At 56.3% G+C, this 14,497-nt stretch carries 16 protein-coding genes; 7 read left to right on the plus strand and 9 right to left on the minus strand.

Annotated features, from left to right (window positions below):
- The first annotated feature begins 3 nt into the window (after positions 1-3).
- The 7 genes from CA832_RS06295 to CA832_RS06325 all read left to right on the plus strand — a co-directional run bounded on the left by CA832_RS06295 (position 4) and on the right by CA832_RS06325 (position 6,189).
- Positions 4-1,281, plus strand: coding sequence for an NADH:ubiquinone reductase (Na(+)-transporting) subunit B (locus tag CA832_RS06295; RefSeq protein ID WP_088340682.1), 1,278 nt, complete (start codon positions 4-6; stop codon positions 1,279-1,281).
- 2 nt (positions 1,282-1,283) lie between these two features.
- Positions 1,284-2,033, plus strand: coding sequence for a Na(+)-translocating NADH-quinone reductase subunit C (locus tag CA832_RS06300; RefSeq protein WP_088340683.1), 750 nt, complete (start codon positions 1,284-1,286; stop codon positions 2,031-2,033).
- A 3-nt stretch (positions 2,034-2,036) separates the two neighbouring features.
- Positions 2,037-2,684 (plus strand): NADH:ubiquinone reductase (Na(+)-transporting) subunit D, encoded by a 648-nt coding sequence (locus CA832_RS06305; RefSeq protein WP_088340684.1) that lies wholly within the window; start codon positions 2,037-2,039, stop codon positions 2,682-2,684.
- Between the two features lie 26 nt (positions 2,685-2,710).
- Positions 2,711-3,475, plus strand: coding sequence for an NADH:ubiquinone reductase (Na(+)-transporting) subunit E (gene nqrE / locus CA832_RS06310; protein ID WP_088340685.1), 765 nt, complete (start codon positions 2,711-2,713; stop codon positions 3,473-3,475).
- Positions 3,476-4,783, plus strand: coding sequence for an NADH:ubiquinone reductase (Na(+)-transporting) subunit F (gene nqrF, locus CA832_RS06315; protein ID WP_088340686.1), 1,308 nt, complete (start codon positions 3,476-3,478; stop codon positions 4,781-4,783).
- A gap of 64 nt (positions 4,784-4,847) precedes the next feature.
- Positions 4,848-5,207, plus strand: coding sequence for a Na(+)-translocating NADH-quinone reductase subunit F (locus CA832_RS06320; protein ID WP_088340687.1), 360 nt, complete (start codon positions 4,848-4,850; stop codon positions 5,205-5,207).
- On the plus strand, positions 5,194-6,189 hold the full coding sequence (locus CA832_RS06325) for an FAD:protein FMN transferase (protein ID WP_233131742.1): 996 nt from the start codon (positions 5,194-5,196) through the stop codon (positions 6,187-6,189). The genes CA832_RS06320 and CA832_RS06325 overlap by 14 nt, the downstream gene beginning before the upstream one ends.
- Positions 6,190-6,271: 82 nt before the next feature.
- Here the strand turns inward: CA832_RS06325 and CA832_RS06330 are convergent, their stop codons facing one another.
- The 9 genes from CA832_RS06330 to CA832_RS06365 all read right to left on the minus strand — a co-directional run bounded on the left by CA832_RS06330 (position 6,272) and on the right by CA832_RS06365 (position 14,201).
- Complete coding sequence (locus CA832_RS06330; protein ID WP_088340689.1) at positions 6,272-7,048, minus strand: class I SAM-dependent methyltransferase; 777 nt, start codon at positions 7,046-7,048, stop codon at positions 6,272-6,274.
- Positions 7,045-7,878, minus strand: a complete 834-nt coding sequence (gene map, locus CA832_RS06335; protein ID WP_088340690.1) for a type I methionyl aminopeptidase — start codon at positions 7,876-7,878, stop codon at positions 7,045-7,047. Before map ends, CA832_RS06330 begins: the two co-directional genes overlap by 4 nt.
- Before the next feature lie 34 nt (positions 7,879-7,912).
- Entirely contained in the window at positions 7,913-8,464 is a 552-nt protein-coding gene (locus CA832_RS06340) for a thioredoxin family protein (protein WP_088340691.1), read from the minus strand.
- Positions 8,457-9,983, minus strand: a complete 1,527-nt coding sequence (gene gpmI / locus CA832_RS06345) for a 2,3-bisphosphoglycerate-independent phosphoglycerate mutase (protein WP_088340692.1) — start codon at positions 9,981-9,983, stop codon at positions 8,457-8,459. The genes CA832_RS06340 and gpmI overlap by 8 nt, the downstream gene beginning before the upstream one ends.
- A 259-nt stretch (positions 9,984-10,242) precedes the next feature.
- Entirely contained in the window at positions 10,243-10,410 is a 168-nt protein-coding gene (locus CA832_RS15110; protein ID WP_198944445.1) for a DUF6747 family protein, read from the minus strand.
- A 120-nt stretch (positions 10,411-10,530) separates the two neighbouring features.
- Positions 10,531-11,292 (minus strand): M48 family metalloprotease, encoded by a 762-nt coding sequence (locus tag CA832_RS06350; protein WP_088340693.1) that lies wholly within the window; start codon positions 11,290-11,292, stop codon positions 10,531-10,533.
- A gap of 40 nt (positions 11,293-11,332) precedes the next feature.
- The gene (locus tag CA832_RS06355; protein ID WP_088340694.1) at positions 11,333-12,067 is read right to left on the minus strand and encodes a M15 family metallopeptidase; all 735 of its coding nucleotides are present in this window, start codon (positions 12,065-12,067) and stop codon (positions 11,333-11,335) included.
- A 49-nt stretch (positions 12,068-12,116) separates the two neighbouring features.
- Positions 12,117-13,289, minus strand: coding sequence for a gliding motility-associated C-terminal domain-containing protein (locus CA832_RS06360; RefSeq protein WP_088340695.1), 1,173 nt, complete (start codon positions 13,287-13,289; stop codon positions 12,117-12,119).
- Positions 13,290-14,201, minus strand: a complete 912-nt coding sequence (locus CA832_RS06365; RefSeq protein ID WP_158211887.1) for a hypothetical protein — start codon at positions 14,199-14,201, stop codon at positions 13,290-13,292.
- Positions 14,202-14,497: the final 296 nt, after the last annotated feature.

Genomic DNA, 14,497 nt, shown 5'->3' on the forward strand with positions numbered 1-14,497 from the left:
CCCATGAGTGACAGCAACAACACCCTGAAGAAAAAGCTGCACGCCATAAAAGTCCGCATGGCGGGCAAGAAGATGGCGCCGGCTTTCAACGCGTTCCATACCTTCTTGTTCACCCCGAACGACACTACGCATTCCGGTGCGCACGTGCGGGGTGCCGACGATTTGAAGCGCACCATGAATACAGTAATTCTGGCTCTTATCCCGGTCTTGCTGTTTTCCTTTTTCAACACCGGCTACCAGCACTTCGCCGCCATTGATGCCGCCAACGGCATGCCGCGTACCCTGGACCTGTTCGGCAACTTCCTGACCTGGGAGAATTTCTGGCTGGGCTTCGTGCAGGTGATCCCCCTGGTAATCGTCTCCTATGCGGTAGGCCTTGGGGTGGAGTTCCTGTTCGCCGTAATTAAGGGCCATGAAGTGGAGGAAGGCTACCTGGTTACCGGGATGCTGGTCCCGCTCATTGTTCCTGTAGACACCCCCCTGTGGATGCTCGCCGTTGCCGTGGTATTCGGGGTGGTTATCGGCAAGGAGGTCTTTGGCGGAACCGGGATGAACATCCTCAACCCGGCCCTGACCATCCGCGCCTTCCTGTTCTTTGCCTATCCCACCTGGATGAGTGGGGACAAGGTGTGGGTGCACGGTGCCGTAGAGCGCGCCGGTACGCCGGACGCTATTTCAGGAGAGACTATTCTGGGGTCCCTGGCCCAAAACGCGGATTACTCCTACAGTACCTTCGATATGTTCTTTGGGTTTATCCCGGGCTCCGTGGGGGAAACCTCCGCCTTTTTGATCCTTTTAGGGGGCCTCTTTCTGGCCTTCAGTAAGATCGCCAGCTGGCGTATCATGCTGAGCGCCGTTATCGGGTCCCTGGTAATGGGCCTGATCTTCAACGGCGTGGTAGATATGGGGTGGGTATCCGAGAGCAGCCGCTTCTACGGTCTTATGAGCTTCGATTTCTGGAAACACCTGATTGTAGGCGGGCTTGCCTTTGGTATCGTCTACATGGCTACCGACCCGGTAACCGGGTCTCAGACCCACCGCGGTAAATGGATTTACGGGTTTCTGATCGGGTTTATCTCCGTGATGATCCGCGTCTTTAACCCGGCCTACCCGGAAGGGGTATTCCTGGCGATCCTGCTGATGAACGTCTTTGCCCCCACCATAGACCACTATGTGGTACGGGCCAATGTGCGCAAACGCCTTAAGCGCCTTAAAAATGCTACCATCCTGCCCAAGGCTGGGGAAGGCAAAATGGAAGAACTTCAAGCTGAAACTGTCTGATTATGGCCATTAACACCGAAAAGAACGTCTATACGGTACTCTTTGCAGCGGTAATGGTTGCGGTAGTCGGGACCATCCTGGCCTTCGCCGCATCCGGCCTCAAGCCGCTGATTAAGGAAAACGAGCGCTTCGAAAAGCAGCAGAACATCCTCTACGCCATGGGCGTGAATGAAAATTCGGATGAGGGTTCTGTCTCCTTTATCCCTACCAGCGAGGTGGAAAGCACATTCTCCGAGTACATCACCAGGCAAATCGTGGTGCGCGACGGGGAGATTACCGAAGACCCGGAAGCTTATCTGATAGACATGAAGAAACAGCTCAACCTGGCCAAGGATGGGGAAACCCCCAGCCTCCCGGTCATGATTGGCGAAAAAGACGGGAAGACCTACTATGTGATCCCCATGTATGGCAAAGGCCTCTGGGACGCGATCTGGGGCCACATGGCCATAGACGAGAACATGGTGGTCCAGGGCGTTTACTTCGACCACAAGGGTGAAACCCCCGGTCTGGGCGCCAACATCAAGGCCCGCTACTTCATGGACGATTTCAGCGGGGAGTCCCTGCTTAACAACGGGCGCTATGCCGGTATCTCGGTAGCCAAGGGAAACAACGACCCCCTCAACCAGGACAAAGACGACAACCAGGTGGATGCTCTTGCCGGTGCCACCATTACCGGTAACGGGATCACTGCCATGATCTCGGAGACCCTCTATCTGTATAAAGACTATCTCGAATCCATAAGAACCCAATAGCATATGGCACTCTTAAGTAAAAAAGATGCAAACCTGATCCTGGACCCGCTGGCGGACAACAACCCCATCACCATCCAGGTTCTGGGGATCTGTTCGGCCCTGGCCATCACCGCGGAGCTCAAGGCCTCCGTCGTCATGGCCCTGTCGGTTATCTTCGTGCTAGGGCTGGGGAACGTGGTGATTTCGCTGATGCGGAACATCATCCCGTCCAAGATCCGGATCATCGTGCAGCTCATCGTAATCGCCACCCTGGTGATTATCGTAGATCAGGTCCTCAAGGCGTTTGCCTATGAACTGAGCAAGACCCTGGCGGTTTTTGTGGGCCTGATTATCACCAACTGTATCATCATGGGCCGTTTTGAGGCCTTCGCCCTGGGTAACGGCCCCTGGCGTTCCTTCCTGGATGGGATCGGAAACGCCCTGGGTTATGGCGTTATCCTGATTATTGTCGGGTTCTTCCGGGAGCTCCTGGGTTCCGGGACCCTTTTCGGCTACCCTGTACTGGGCGACCCCATCGCAAAGACCGGGCTTTATGCCACCGGGTACGAGAATAACGGGTTTATGATTATTCCCCCTGCCGCGCTTATCGTCGTGGGGGTCATCATCTGGGTACAACGCTCGCGCAACCGCGCCCTGATCGAAGAAAACTAAACGCTGCGCACTAAAAGCACAAGAAGATGTTAGAACACGTAGAACTCTTTTTCAAATCCATATTCATAGACAATATGGTCTTTGCCGTCTTCCTGGGGATGTGTTCCTACCTGGCTGTTTCCAAGAAGGTGAGCACGGCGGTAGGTCTCGGGGCGGCCGTTATCTTCGTCCTCGGGGTAACTGTGCCCCTTAACTGGCTCCTGGACCAATACCTCCTGCAGGAAGGTGCGCTGAGCTGGATGGGACCGGAATATGCCGATTACGACCTGAGTTTCCTCTCCTTTATCATGTTTATCGCTACGATTGCCACCATGGTGCAGCTCGTGGAGATCGTGGTGGAGAAATTTTCCCCGGCCCTGTATAACTCCCTCGGGATTTTCCTCCCGCTCATCGCGGTAAACTGTGCCATCCTCGGGGGCTCCCTGTTCATGCAGGCGCGGGAAATCCCTTCCCTGGGCCTGGCCTTCAATTACGGGATCAGTTCCGGAATCGGATGGTTTCTGGCCATTTTGGCCATTGCAGCCATCCGGGAGAAAATCCGGTACTCCAATGTTCCGCCACCCCTGCGCGGGCTGGGGATTACCTTTATCATTACCGGCCTGATGGGCATTGGCTTCCAGAGTTTCGGGGGCATGCTTACCGGAGGGGACAGCGGCCCTGCCGAGGAGGCAGAGCAGGCTGAGGTAATCCGTACGGAAATCCCGGCTACCGAAGCGGCGGAAACCGAAGACGAAATTAAAAGTGAGGCGCAGGACGCCGTATCCTATAACGATCTTACAAACCCGAATTAAATGATCTTAGCTGCAAGTACCGTAGGTACCATTGTCATTACCGTAGTTGCTTTCCTGATCCTGGTTTTGCTCCTGGTGGCCCTGTTGCTGTTCACCAAGGAGAAGCTTTCGCCCTCCGGCCCGGTAACCATTACCATCAACGGGGAAAAGCAGATTGAGGTGGCGTCTGGGAACTCCCTGCTCTCCACCCTTGGAAACGCCAAGATATTCCTGCCCTCGGCCTGCGGGGGAGGGGGAACCTGCATCCAGTGCGAGTGCCATGTGATGTCCGGCGGGGGAGAAGCCCTGCCCACCGAAACCCCCCACTTTTCGAAGCGGGAACTTAACGAAGGGGCCCGGCTGGCCTGCCAGGTAAAGGTGAAGCAGGACATGGAGATCACCATCCCGGAAGAAGTATTCGGGATCAAGAAATGGGAAGCCACCGTGGTCCGGAACTACAATGTGGCCTCCTTCATCAAGGAATTTGTAGTGGAAATCCCCGAGGATATGAATTACAAAGCCGGGGGGTATATCCAGATCGAGATCCCGCCCTGCGAGGTGCCCTATAAGGACATCGACATTACCGCCCACCCGGAGGAACACGAAACCCCGGATAAATTCCAGGCGGAATGGGATAAATTCAACCTCTGGCCCCTGGTCATGAAAAACCCGGAAACAGTAGAGCGGGCCTATTCCATGGCCTCCTACCCGGCAGAAGGGCGTGAAATCATGCTCAATGTGCGGATTGCCACCCCGCCCTGGGATCGTTCCAAGAACGACTGGATGAGCGTGAACCCGGGTATTGCCTCCTCTTATATCTTTGCGCGCAAACCTGGGGACAAGGTGACTATTTCCGGGCCTTACGGGGAATTCTTTATCAACGAATCCGAGTCCGAAATGCTGTACGTGGGAGGTGGCGCCGGGATGGCCCCCATGCGTTCCCACCTGTACCACCTCTTCAAGACCCTGAAGACCAACCGGAAGGTAACGTATTGGTATGGCGGGCGCTCCAAGCGCGAACTCTTCTATATTGACCATTTCCGCCAACTGGAAAAGGAATTCCCGAACTTCAAGTTCTATATGGCGCTTTCCGAGCCCCTGGAAGAGGACAACTGGAAGGTGAAGGAAAACCTCGACGCTCCGGGAGATGGTTTTGTAGGCTTTATTCACAACTGTGTGATTGAGCATTACCTGAACCACCACGATTCCCCGGAAGACATCGAACTTTATTTCTGCGGGCCGCCCCTTATGAACAAGGCGGTACAGAAAATGGGCGAAGACTTCGGGATCCCGGACGAGCACATCCGATTCGACGACTTCGGGGGCTAATCCCGAAACGAGAAATACCCAAAACCGATATGAAACCATATCGGTTTTTTTTACCCTGGTAACTGTGAAGGAACTGACCCAACAGGAATTGCACAACCTGGCCATGAATATAGTAGGCCGCCAGCTCGAGGCAGAGGGCTTCGAGTTTATGGGCGTGAATTCCAAGCCGGGGAAAAACCCCCAGTTTGTCTGCCTTCGGGAAAAGGTGTTGCACTTTATCGTGGTCCGGCCGGTAGCACACCCTCACGATCCTAAGGTTTTCGACGAAACCCTGATGCAAAAGGTCCGGGACCACGCCCTGAAGTTCGAGGCGCGGACATACTATGCCGGGGTGGGGCTTTACAATGCCGAAGACCGGAATGCGCCGGTTTACCTCAATGAAAATTATTTGGTTGAATATGCGGGCCTTATTGAAATTATGTAGCGCCGTGGCCCTGCTGGGGGCCCTGGGTTGCCAGAGCGGCGCCCTCCACGAACAGCAGTACCAGGGCGGGGCCCTGGGCACTTCCTACGCCATAACGGTCTTCGGGCCGTCTGCGGAGGACCTGCAACCTCAGATCGACTCGGTCTTCCGGGTGCTGAACCAGTCCTTGTCTACCTATATCCCCCAGTCCGATATCAGCCGGATCAACGCCGGGGATACCACCATCACAGTGGATGCTATGTTCCGGGAAGTGTTTGAGGCTTCCCGTGAGGTACACCGGGCTACCGACGGCTACTTTGATCCCACGGTGGGCATCCTGGTGGACGCATGGGGCTTCGGGCCGGGAACGGCCCTCGAAATGGACTCCCTGGTGGTCGACAGCCTCTTGCAGTATGTTGGGTTGGATAAAGTCCGTATAACTTCGGATAACCGGGTAGGGAAGCAGCTTCCCGGGATCCGCCTGGATTTTAATGCCATAGCCAAGGGCTATGCTATAGACCGCCTTGCCGCGATGCTGGATGCCCGGGGCGCGGAACTCTACCTGGTGGAAGTAGGCGGAGAGGTGCGTACCCGGGGCGGACATCCGGTCAAAAAACAACCCTGGATGGTGGGCATTGACGACCCACAGGTAACGGACGGCCGCCGCATCATGCAGATCGTGGCGCTGCAGGACGTATCCATGGCCTCCTCCGGGAATTATCGCAAATTCCGGGTAGATCCGGAGTCGGGCGAGAAGTTTGTGCATACCATAGACCCGCATACCGGCTTTACGCGCAGCTCCAACGTCCTGGCGACCTCTGTGCTGGCGCCTACCTGTATGCTGGCCGACGGATACGCCACGGCCTTTATGGCCATGGATCTGGTGGACTCCAAAAAGCTGCTGGAAGCTTCCGATACCCTGGAAGGTTATATCATTTACCTGGACGCCTCGGGTAACCTGGCCGAGTATTTTACCCCGGGGTTTGAGGCGCTGCTGCGCTAACGCCGGAGAGCTACAGGGATTTTGCCCGGCGCGCCTGCAAGGCGCAACGAGACGAATTGGCATAGGCTATGCAGTCTGGAAACTAAGCCCCGGCAGGTTTCCGCACCAGCGGAATAAGCTCGCCATCTGCCAGGCGGTAGCGCGCTATGGCCTCCGGCCCCAGGGCCTGGGTGTAGTCCACGGCTTCCACTTCGAACCCCGCACTTTTCAGGATATCGAAATAATCTTTTCCGTATACGCGGACGTGGTCGTACTGGCCAAAGAGGCGCTTGCGTTCTTCGGGGTCGGTAATGCCCGGGTCTTCGAAGGTGGCGTCCCGGTTCAGGTCCTGGGGGACCTGGAAGATGCCCCACCCCCCGGGTTTCATAACCCGCAGGAGTTCCGAGAGGGCCTTGAGGTGGTCCGGGATGTGCTCCAGGACATGGTTGCACAATATGACATCGAACTGGTTGTCCTCAAAGGGCAGGTTGCAGATATCGGCCTTCACATCGGCAAGCGGGGAATTCAGGTCTGTGGTAGTGTACTGCAGATTTTGGAGTCTTCGAAACCTTTTGTAGAAGGCCTGCTCCGGAGCGAAGTGCAACAGCTGTGCAGGGCGGGTGAAAAAATCGGTTTCCCGCTTCAGGTAGAGCCAGAGCAGGCGGTGGCGTTCCAGGGAGAGGGTAGAGGGGGAGAGGACATTTTCCCGGGTTTTCTCATACCCGTAGGGCAGGAAGCTTCGGAAGGTTTTCCCGTCTATGGGGTCGGTGTAGCGCCTTCCCCTCAACAGGAGGGCCAGCAGCGGCCGAACCGCGTAACTCAGGCGGATCAGCCAGGGCCTTGGCAGAGCCCCGAGGGCCCATTTAAAAAGCCGCTTCACCCGCCTGCCTGACCTTTGGTTACCGGCTGGGACCGAAATTCGTCCTCTTCGTCTGAGGTAATCCCGAGGGCCTCGTAGATATAGGCGAAGGTGGAGAGCAATTCGGGTTTGCCGTTTACCAGGGCCACGTCGTGCTCAAAGTGGGCGCTGGGTTTGCCGTCTGCAGTAAGGATGGTCCACCCGTCCGATAGCTGTCGGATCCGGCGTGTTCCCATATTGATCATAGGCTCTATAGCCACTACCATTCCATCCACGAACTTTTTGCCCCGGCCCCGCTTGCCGTAATTGGGCATTTCCGGGGATTCGTGCAGATCGCGCCCCAGGCCGTGGCCTACCAGTTCGCGGACTACTCCGTACCCATGGCTTTCGCAATGGTGCTGGATGGCCCAGGCCACATCGCCCACCCGGTTGCCCATGCGGAACTCCCGGATGCCCACATAGAGAGACTCCTTGGTGACCTGCAGGAGTTTGCGGGTCTCCGGGGCTACCTCCCCCACCTCGAAGGTGTAGGCATGGTCCCCGTAGAATCCGTTTTTAAGGGCCCCGCAATCTACCGATACGATATCCCCTTCCCTAAAGGGTTCGTCGTTGGGGATGCCATGGACCACCTGTGCGTTGGGGCTTATATTCAGGGTGTTTGGGAAGTCGTACATCCCCAGAAAACCCGGTTCTGCCCCATGGTCGCGGATAAAGGCCTCTGCCAGGGCGTCCAGTTGCAGGCCGGTGACCCCGGGTTTGATTTCCGAGGCGAGCATCCCCAGGGTACGGGACACGATTAGTGCGCTTTCGCGCATCAGTTCAATTTCTTCGGCGGTTTTCACTAGGATCATAGGGGCAAAGATAAGGAAGGAAGAAATACCGGTTTTAATCCCAGTCGTAGGCGTGTTTGTAGGGTTGCCCGCTCAGGATTTTGACCATGTCGGTCTCCAGGTCCTCGATAGGGAATTCCACGATGCGTCCCAGTTCCTGGCCGTCCTTGTAGAAAATAAAGGTGGGCACGTTAATGATATCCATCCCGGCTTCGTATTGCTGGGGGGTGGTCTTGTCCCGCGTCATGGCGATGACTTCCACCTCTTCCACCGGGTAATCTGCCGTTTCCAGGATCTTGACAAAGCGGGGCACCTCCCGTTTGCTGTCCTTGCACCAGGTTCCCATAAAAGTGGTAATGCGTACCCCCCGTAGGAGCTCCTCCAATTGTTCCGCTTTTTCGATATTCGGCTCGTAACTCTTCACGGATGCCTGAAACCAGTTTCCGAAAGGGGCGGTCCTGAGGGAGTCGAAATTGGCGGTACCTACCAGAATTTCGGTTTCCTCCCGGTCCGGCATCCGCTCGGCGGTGTGGTAGGGCTGGGCCTTACAATTCGCAAAGAGCACCAACACGATACCGCACCCTGCGGCCAAGAGTGTCTTATGCATCGCGCAATAGGGATTTACGGGTCATGGCATCCGGAGGGGCAATCCCCAGGATGTCCAGCAGGGTAGGGGCTACATCGCCGAGGACCCCGCTGCGGATATGGGTGCGGTCCGGATCTACCAGAATAAGCGGAACCGGGTTGGTGGTATGGGCTGTGTTGGGGCTGCCATCCGGGTTAACCATGGTGTCACAGTTTCCGTGGTCCGCGATCACCAGGGTGGTATACCCGTTTTCCAGGCCAGCGGTGATGACATCGCGGGCACAGGCATCTACGGTTTCACAGGCTTTGATGGCGGCCTCCATTACCCCTGTATGCCCCACCATGTCCGGGTTGGCAAAGTTCAGGCACACAAAGTCCGCTTCCCCTTTACGCAGTTCCGGGACGATGGCGTCGCGTATTTCATAAGCGCTCATTTCCGGTTTCAGGTCGTAGGTGGCCACCTTGGGCGAGGGACATAGGATGCGCTGTTCCCCCTCGAAGGGCGTTTCCCGCCCCCCGTTGAAGAAGAAGGTCACATGGGGGTATTTTTCGGTTTCGGCAATGCGGATCTGTTTCCTGCCAGCCCGTGCCAGAACTTCCCCCAGGGTATCCTGGATGTTCTCTTTATCGTAAACGACATGGACCTTTTTAAAGGTGTCGTCATAATTGGTGAGGGTCACATAATACAGGTCCAGCGGGTGCATGTTGTGCTCGTGGAAGGCTTCCTGGCTCAGGGCCTGGGTAAGTTCCCTGCCGCGGTCCGTGCGGAAGTTGAAAAAGACAACCACATCCCCTTCCTGAATACTGCCCATCGGCTTCCCGTCGACCCCCGCCACAGCGATGGGCTTCAGGAATTCGTCCGTCACCCCGCTGGCATAGCTGGCGGCAATGGCACCTGCCGGGTCTGTGGTCAGCTCGCCGCTGCCGTGTACCAGCAGGTCATAGGCCAGTTTAACCCGTTCCCAGCGCTTGTCCCGGTCCATGGCATAGTACCGACCTATTACAGAGGCCAGTTGGGTCCGGGTCCCTTTAAGGGTGGCCAGCAGGTCTTCCACAAATCCTTTTCCGCTCTTGGGGTCCACATCCCGCCCGTCGGTAAAGGCGTGGATATAGGATTCCGGGACCCCGGCAGCCATGGCAGCCTTAACAAGGCCTTTGAGGTGGTCAATATGGCTGTGTACCCCGCCATCGCTGAGCAGGCCAAGGAAGTGTACGGGTTTGTTCTTTTTAATGGCATAGGCAAAAGCATCCTGCAGGACCGGTTCCTCCTTGAGGGTATCCTGTTGGACGGCCAGGTTGATTTTGGCCAGGTCCTGATAGACAATACGCCCCGCCCCCAGGTTCATATGGCCCACTTCGGAATTTCCCATCTGCCCTTCCGGCAAACCCACGTGCATCCCATCGGTGAGCAGGGTAGCATGGGGGTAACGGGTATATAGACTGTCTACAAAGGGGGTATCGGCCTTTTCGATAGCAGAGATGGAAGGGTCCGGGGAAATACCCCACCCATCCAGGATCATCAGGATCGCTTTCTGATTCATAGGTTCAATTGCTTCTGCTGCAAAAATAACGCTTTTACGCGGCACCTCACAGTTCCCCTGCAAATTGGGGCAGCCCGGCAAACAACCATGGGTGCCACGGGAGACTTCCTGAAGGGGGGATGATGCCCTGAAGCCCCATTAGGGTCCAGGTTCAAGCACCGACCCTGCTGCAGTTCCATGAAAAAACCCCGGCCTTGCGGCCAGGGTTTTCCTTTTCATTTTCAGTGTAACAAGTGTTCCGGCAGAAGAGCCCGAAATATCAGAATTCAAAACCGGTAAAAGCGCGGTAGAGGAAAGCGTAAAAAGCCATCAGCAACAGGGCCGCGCAAAAGATCGAATACCCCTTGAGGACCACCACCAGGTAGGAGGGTTTACAGTCGTCGAAGGCGTGTACATACAAATTTCTAAAGTGCAATAGGGTTCCCATATAGTTGTTCTTCGTGTTAAGACACAGCTATAAGGGTTAAATAAAGGCAAGCATAAGATTGGGATAGGGCCAATATACGAAAATCCATTTCCGGCACTCCCCTGAGGTATAAATACTCGATCAGTTGCGATATTTCTCGATGGCTGCCCGGATTCGCTCAATCCGGTTGTCCGGATCCGGGTGGGTGCTCTGGAATTCCGGGACCCGGTTGGGCCCGGCGGCTTCCTTGAGGATTTCCATTACCCGGATCATATCTTCCGGGTTATATCCGGACTGCAACATAAAGAGCACGCCGAGTTCATCGCTCTCCAGTTCGTCGCCCCTTCCGTTCTTCAGGAGGGTGTTCTGGCCGATGCCGGCCACCACATTCCCCATGTCGGCGCCTACCGAGGCACCCATCGAAAGTTGCTGCCAGTATTGGCTCTCTGCAATCCGCTCTGCCGAATGCCGCCCGATGACATGGCCAATCTCGTGGCCCAGTACGCCGGCTACCTGCCCTTCGTTGAGGCGGGAGAACAACGCATAGGTGATGAAAATCTGCCCCCCGGGCAGGGCGAAGGCATTGATGGTCTGGTCATCGGCAAGCAGGTGGAACTCATACTGGTAGGGGGTTTCCCGGGCGATACTGTTCTGGACCAGGCGCCTGCCCACGGCGTCCACAAAGGCCTGCAGCCGCTCGTCCGGGTAAAGGCCCCCGTGTTGCTGGGCAATTTCCGGGGCCGATTGCAGACCGATGGCAATTTCCTGGTCTGCGGACATATTGATGTGCTGGACCCGGCCGGTATAGGGGTTTTCCTCCTGGTTGCTGCACCGGTTAATGTAGGCAAACGCCACAATAGCCAGGCCTATGAAAATACGGACTTTCCAACTGCTCCTGCGCATGGACAAGGGTAATGGTTAACTCGAAAAAGGTACAAAAAAACTACAGCAAATCCGGGTTGATATCCAGGATGTTGTCGGTGAAATAGGTGCGCAAAAAACCGGTGGTAAAATGTTCGGACCCCAGGAAGTCCTCCTTCTCCATGAGCCGGACCAGGTTCAGCGACCGGTAGGCTTTGAGCATGGGGATGGATATGGGCGCATAGCTATAGTGCCAGGGCTCGTACTTGAAGCCCCTTCGCCGCGGGTTGTCGGTGTAAACCAGGTAAAATCCATATTCCTCACTGTGGGCGTCCATCCACTTCTTGAAATCCTCGAAGGGCCCGCCCGCCTCAAATTTATCGGCCACGAGGACATCGCCTTCCGCAGGCTTGGAAGCGTCTATCAGGTCCACATCCGTTCCCCAATGGTGGCGGCTGGTCCCCGGGATGGTGGAATATTCGATGATCTTGTCGATGGCCTCCAACGGGTCCAGGCCGTCTTCGTCCGTGTACTGGATATATTTTCGTTCGAAAATGGCCCGCTGCCGCTCATAGCTGCGGTAGCTGCTCACAATTTTGATGTCGATCCCGTCCTGGTACGCCTGGCGCTTCATATCCAGGAAGGCATCGTGGGCTTCTTCCTGCAGGTTAATGCCTTCCCCAAAGAGTTGCAGGTCTGCCTTCCCCATGAGCTCTTCCAGGGTATATTTCAGGTCCTGCCCGGCCCAGGCGGGCAGGGGAAGGGCAAGGGAAAGCCCCCCAAGGGTGGTGCGTGTAAGAAAGGATCTGCGCAGCATGGCAATCGGTTTTGCTTTCGAAGATACCAAAATTGACGTAACGGAGCCCCTAGCGGTTGAGGTAGAAATACCCCTGGTGGCGCTCACGCAGGTCGTGGAAGGTAATGATGTAGAAATAGATCCCGTCTTCCAGCCCGGATTTCGGACTCACCACCAGGTCTACGTTGGCATTGCCGTCGAAGCCCCCGGTGTACTGGTCCTGCTGGAAGACCAATTGGCCGTAGCGGTTGTAAATCTGGATGGAGTTGTTCGGGGAGTCTGCGGCCGCTTCCAGTTCCAGGGTCTCGTTAAGCCCATCCCCGTTGGGTGAGAGGTAGTAGTTGTCCAGTTCCACGGTCCGGTACCCCTGCGACTGCAGGTCTGTCCCGCCCAGGGTGATGATTTCGTACTGGTCCGGGATAAAAGTGCCCGAGGTAATGGAGCCGTAATCGCGGCCACCGCGCACGTCGGTATTGCCCAGGTCTACCCAGGCCTGTGCCGATTTGCTCCACCCCACCACCCGGAGTTCCTCCAGAAAGGAGGATAGGCCGGAGACATTGCTCAGAACGTCCCAGGTCAGGGTGGCGCGCACCGGGCTGGGACCCTCGAGCTTCCAGAATTCCACCTGGCTTACCTTCAGGGGGCCTTCCGGCGCCTCGGATTTAAAGCTGCGGCCCAGGGTGCCGCTGGCCTGGGGGGCTTCGTAGAAGTAGGCGGCCCGGGCCATGGGGACCTGGGTGTCTGCTGTTATCGTCAATTCACGAAGCCGGGAGATATCGCCAATGGGAAAGGTAAATTCCCGTTTGTTCTGCATGCCGGCATACCCGTCAACTTTGGAAACATCACTGTCCCCCGTATAGAAGGAGTCGAAAGAAAAGAGGGTGTAAGCGACGGCCTCCACCCGGGTGGTGCGGATATCCCCACTCACCAGGTTGGCGTTGTTGCTGATGGCCAGGGGTGTCTCGAGCCAGATGCCCGCGGGAACGTCGAATTCGGCGTCGTAGATAACGGGGGTGTGGGTCCCGGATATGGAAAGCGCTGCCCCCTCACGGTAGAACCCCACCAGGCCCGACTGGTTTTCGAAAGCCCCCTGGTTGATAAAGTCCCCGTGGATCCCTGCCGCGCCATCGGCGTGGAGCCGGAGCGAACCGTGGTTGCCCACCCCTTCCTGGGCCTGCGTTAGGCCTGTAAGGGACAGGCACAACAGGAGTGCCAGAAGGTATGTTCGTGTTAACCCCTGCATTTATCGGTAGGCTTGGAAAAGGACCACGATGCCATCGGCAAACTGGTCTGTATTAATCGTAAAACCGTCGGCGTTCAGACTGGTCACCGTGGCACTGGTAATGCCCAGACTGGTTCCGTTCTGATCGCCGTACCGAAGCCCAATGCAGTGGGAACTGGAGGAGAAACGGGAAATATCGTTGATGGAATTACCGGACCCGCCAACATAAATAACTTGCTGGTTAAGCCCGGAGCCGGTGTCCTGTACAAAACCGTTCATACTACCAAACGAGTTGGCGATGCCCCGCTCATTGTTGCGGATGCCATTGTCCGAATCCAGGTTGTAGTCCTCCACATTGGCATGGGCCGTAAAACTGATGCTGCTCGGCTGAAAAGGCAAGCCACTGATGGTTTGCACCCCGGTTCCGGTAATTCGGAAGGCCCCCATCCAGACGCGCGGCAAATTGTCCACATAATTCTTGGTGGCCGCATCCTGGGCAGCGGTGGGCTCCGCCAGGTCCCGGATTTGGGCGTTGCCGGCACTGTTGCCTTCGGAGAGGACGTCGGCCAGGGGCTGATCATCGGTATAAGAGGAAACAATTTCATCCAGGGCATCCTGGACCGTAGTCGCAGCCATGGCCGATGTGCTGTTATCGTAGGAGACTTCTGCAGCGGTTTGATCGTCTGTCCCGGCAATCCCCGAAAGGTCCACGGATTGTGTCCCGCCATCTTCCAGGGTTAAAGTCAGGATATTCCCGGCGAGGCTGAAGTCGGTGATTTGTTGGTCGTCTGAGTTATCCAGGTAGGCTGACAGGTCTACAGTACCACCATCCTCCAGGGTCAGGGTGTTTCCAGAGAGACTTAGTGCCTGGTCATCGGATGAAACATATCCGGAAAGGTCTACGGTCTGGGTGCCTCCATCTTCCAGGGTCAAAGTCAGGATATTNCACGGTTTGGGTGCCTCCATCCTCCAGGGTAAGGGTCAGGATATTCCCGGCCAGGCTAAAGTCGGTGATTTGTTGGTCGTCTGAGTTGTCTAGGTAGGCTGACAGGTCTACAGTACCACCATCCTCCAGGGTCAGGGTGTTTCCAGAGAGACTTAGTGCCTGGTCATCGGATGAAACATATCCGGAAAGGTCCACGGTTTGGGTGCCTCCATCCTCCAGGGTAAGGGTCAGGATATTCCCGGCCAGGCTAAAGTCGGTGATTTGTTGGTCGTCTGAGTTGTCT

It is taken from the genome of Robiginitalea sediminis (genome assembly GCF_002198115.1).
GTDB classification, from domain to species: domain Bacteria; phylum Bacteroidota; class Bacteroidia; order Flavobacteriales; family Flavobacteriaceae; genus Robiginitalea; species Robiginitalea sediminis.

What these genes read in the sequence shown, in the direction of transcription:
- CA832_RS06295 (WP_088340682.1), top strand. Translation starts at nt 4, where the DNA reads ATGAGTGACAGCAACAACACCCTGAAGAAAAAGCTGCACGCCATAAAA.
- CA832_RS06300 (WP_088340683.1), top strand. Translation starts at nt 1,284, where the DNA reads ATGGCCATTAACACCGAAAAGAACGTCTATACGGTACTCTTTGCAGCG.
- CA832_RS06305 (WP_088340684.1), top strand. Translation starts at nt 2,037, where the DNA reads ATGGCACTCTTAAGTAAAAAAGATGCAAACCTGATCCTGGACCCGCTG.
- nqrE (WP_088340685.1), top strand. Translation starts at nt 2,711, where the DNA reads ATGTTAGAACACGTAGAACTCTTTTTCAAATCCATATTCATAGACAAT.
- nqrF (WP_088340686.1), top strand. Translation starts at nt 3,476, where the DNA reads ATGATCTTAGCTGCAAGTACCGTAGGTACCATTGTCATTACCGTAGTT.
- map (WP_088340690.1), bottom strand. Translation starts at nt 7,878, where the DNA reads ATGATCCTAGTGAAAACCGCCGAAGAAATTGAACTGATGCGCGAAAGC.
- CA832_RS06340 (WP_088340691.1), bottom strand. Translation starts at nt 8,464, where the DNA reads ATGCATAAGACACTCTTGGCCGCAGGGTGCGGTATCGTGTTGGTGCTC.
- gpmI (WP_088340692.1), bottom strand. Translation starts at nt 9,983, where the DNA reads ATGAATCAGAAAGCGATCCTGATGATCCTGGATGGGTGGGGTATTTCC.
- CA832_RS15110 (WP_198944445.1), bottom strand. Translation starts at nt 10,410, where the DNA reads ATGGGAACCCTATTGCACTTTAGAAATTTGTATGTACACGCCTTCGAC.
- CA832_RS06350 (WP_088340693.1), bottom strand. Translation starts at nt 11,292, where the DNA reads ATGCGCAGGAGCAGTTGGAAAGTCCGTATTTTCATAGGCCTGGCTATT.
- CA832_RS06355 (WP_088340694.1), bottom strand. Translation starts at nt 12,067, where the DNA reads ATGCTGCGCAGATCCTTTCTTACACGCACCACCCTTGGGGGGCTTTCC.
- CA832_RS06360 (WP_088340695.1), bottom strand. Translation starts at nt 13,289, where the DNA reads ATGCAGGGGTTAACACGAACATACCTTCTGGCACTCCTGTTGTGCCTG.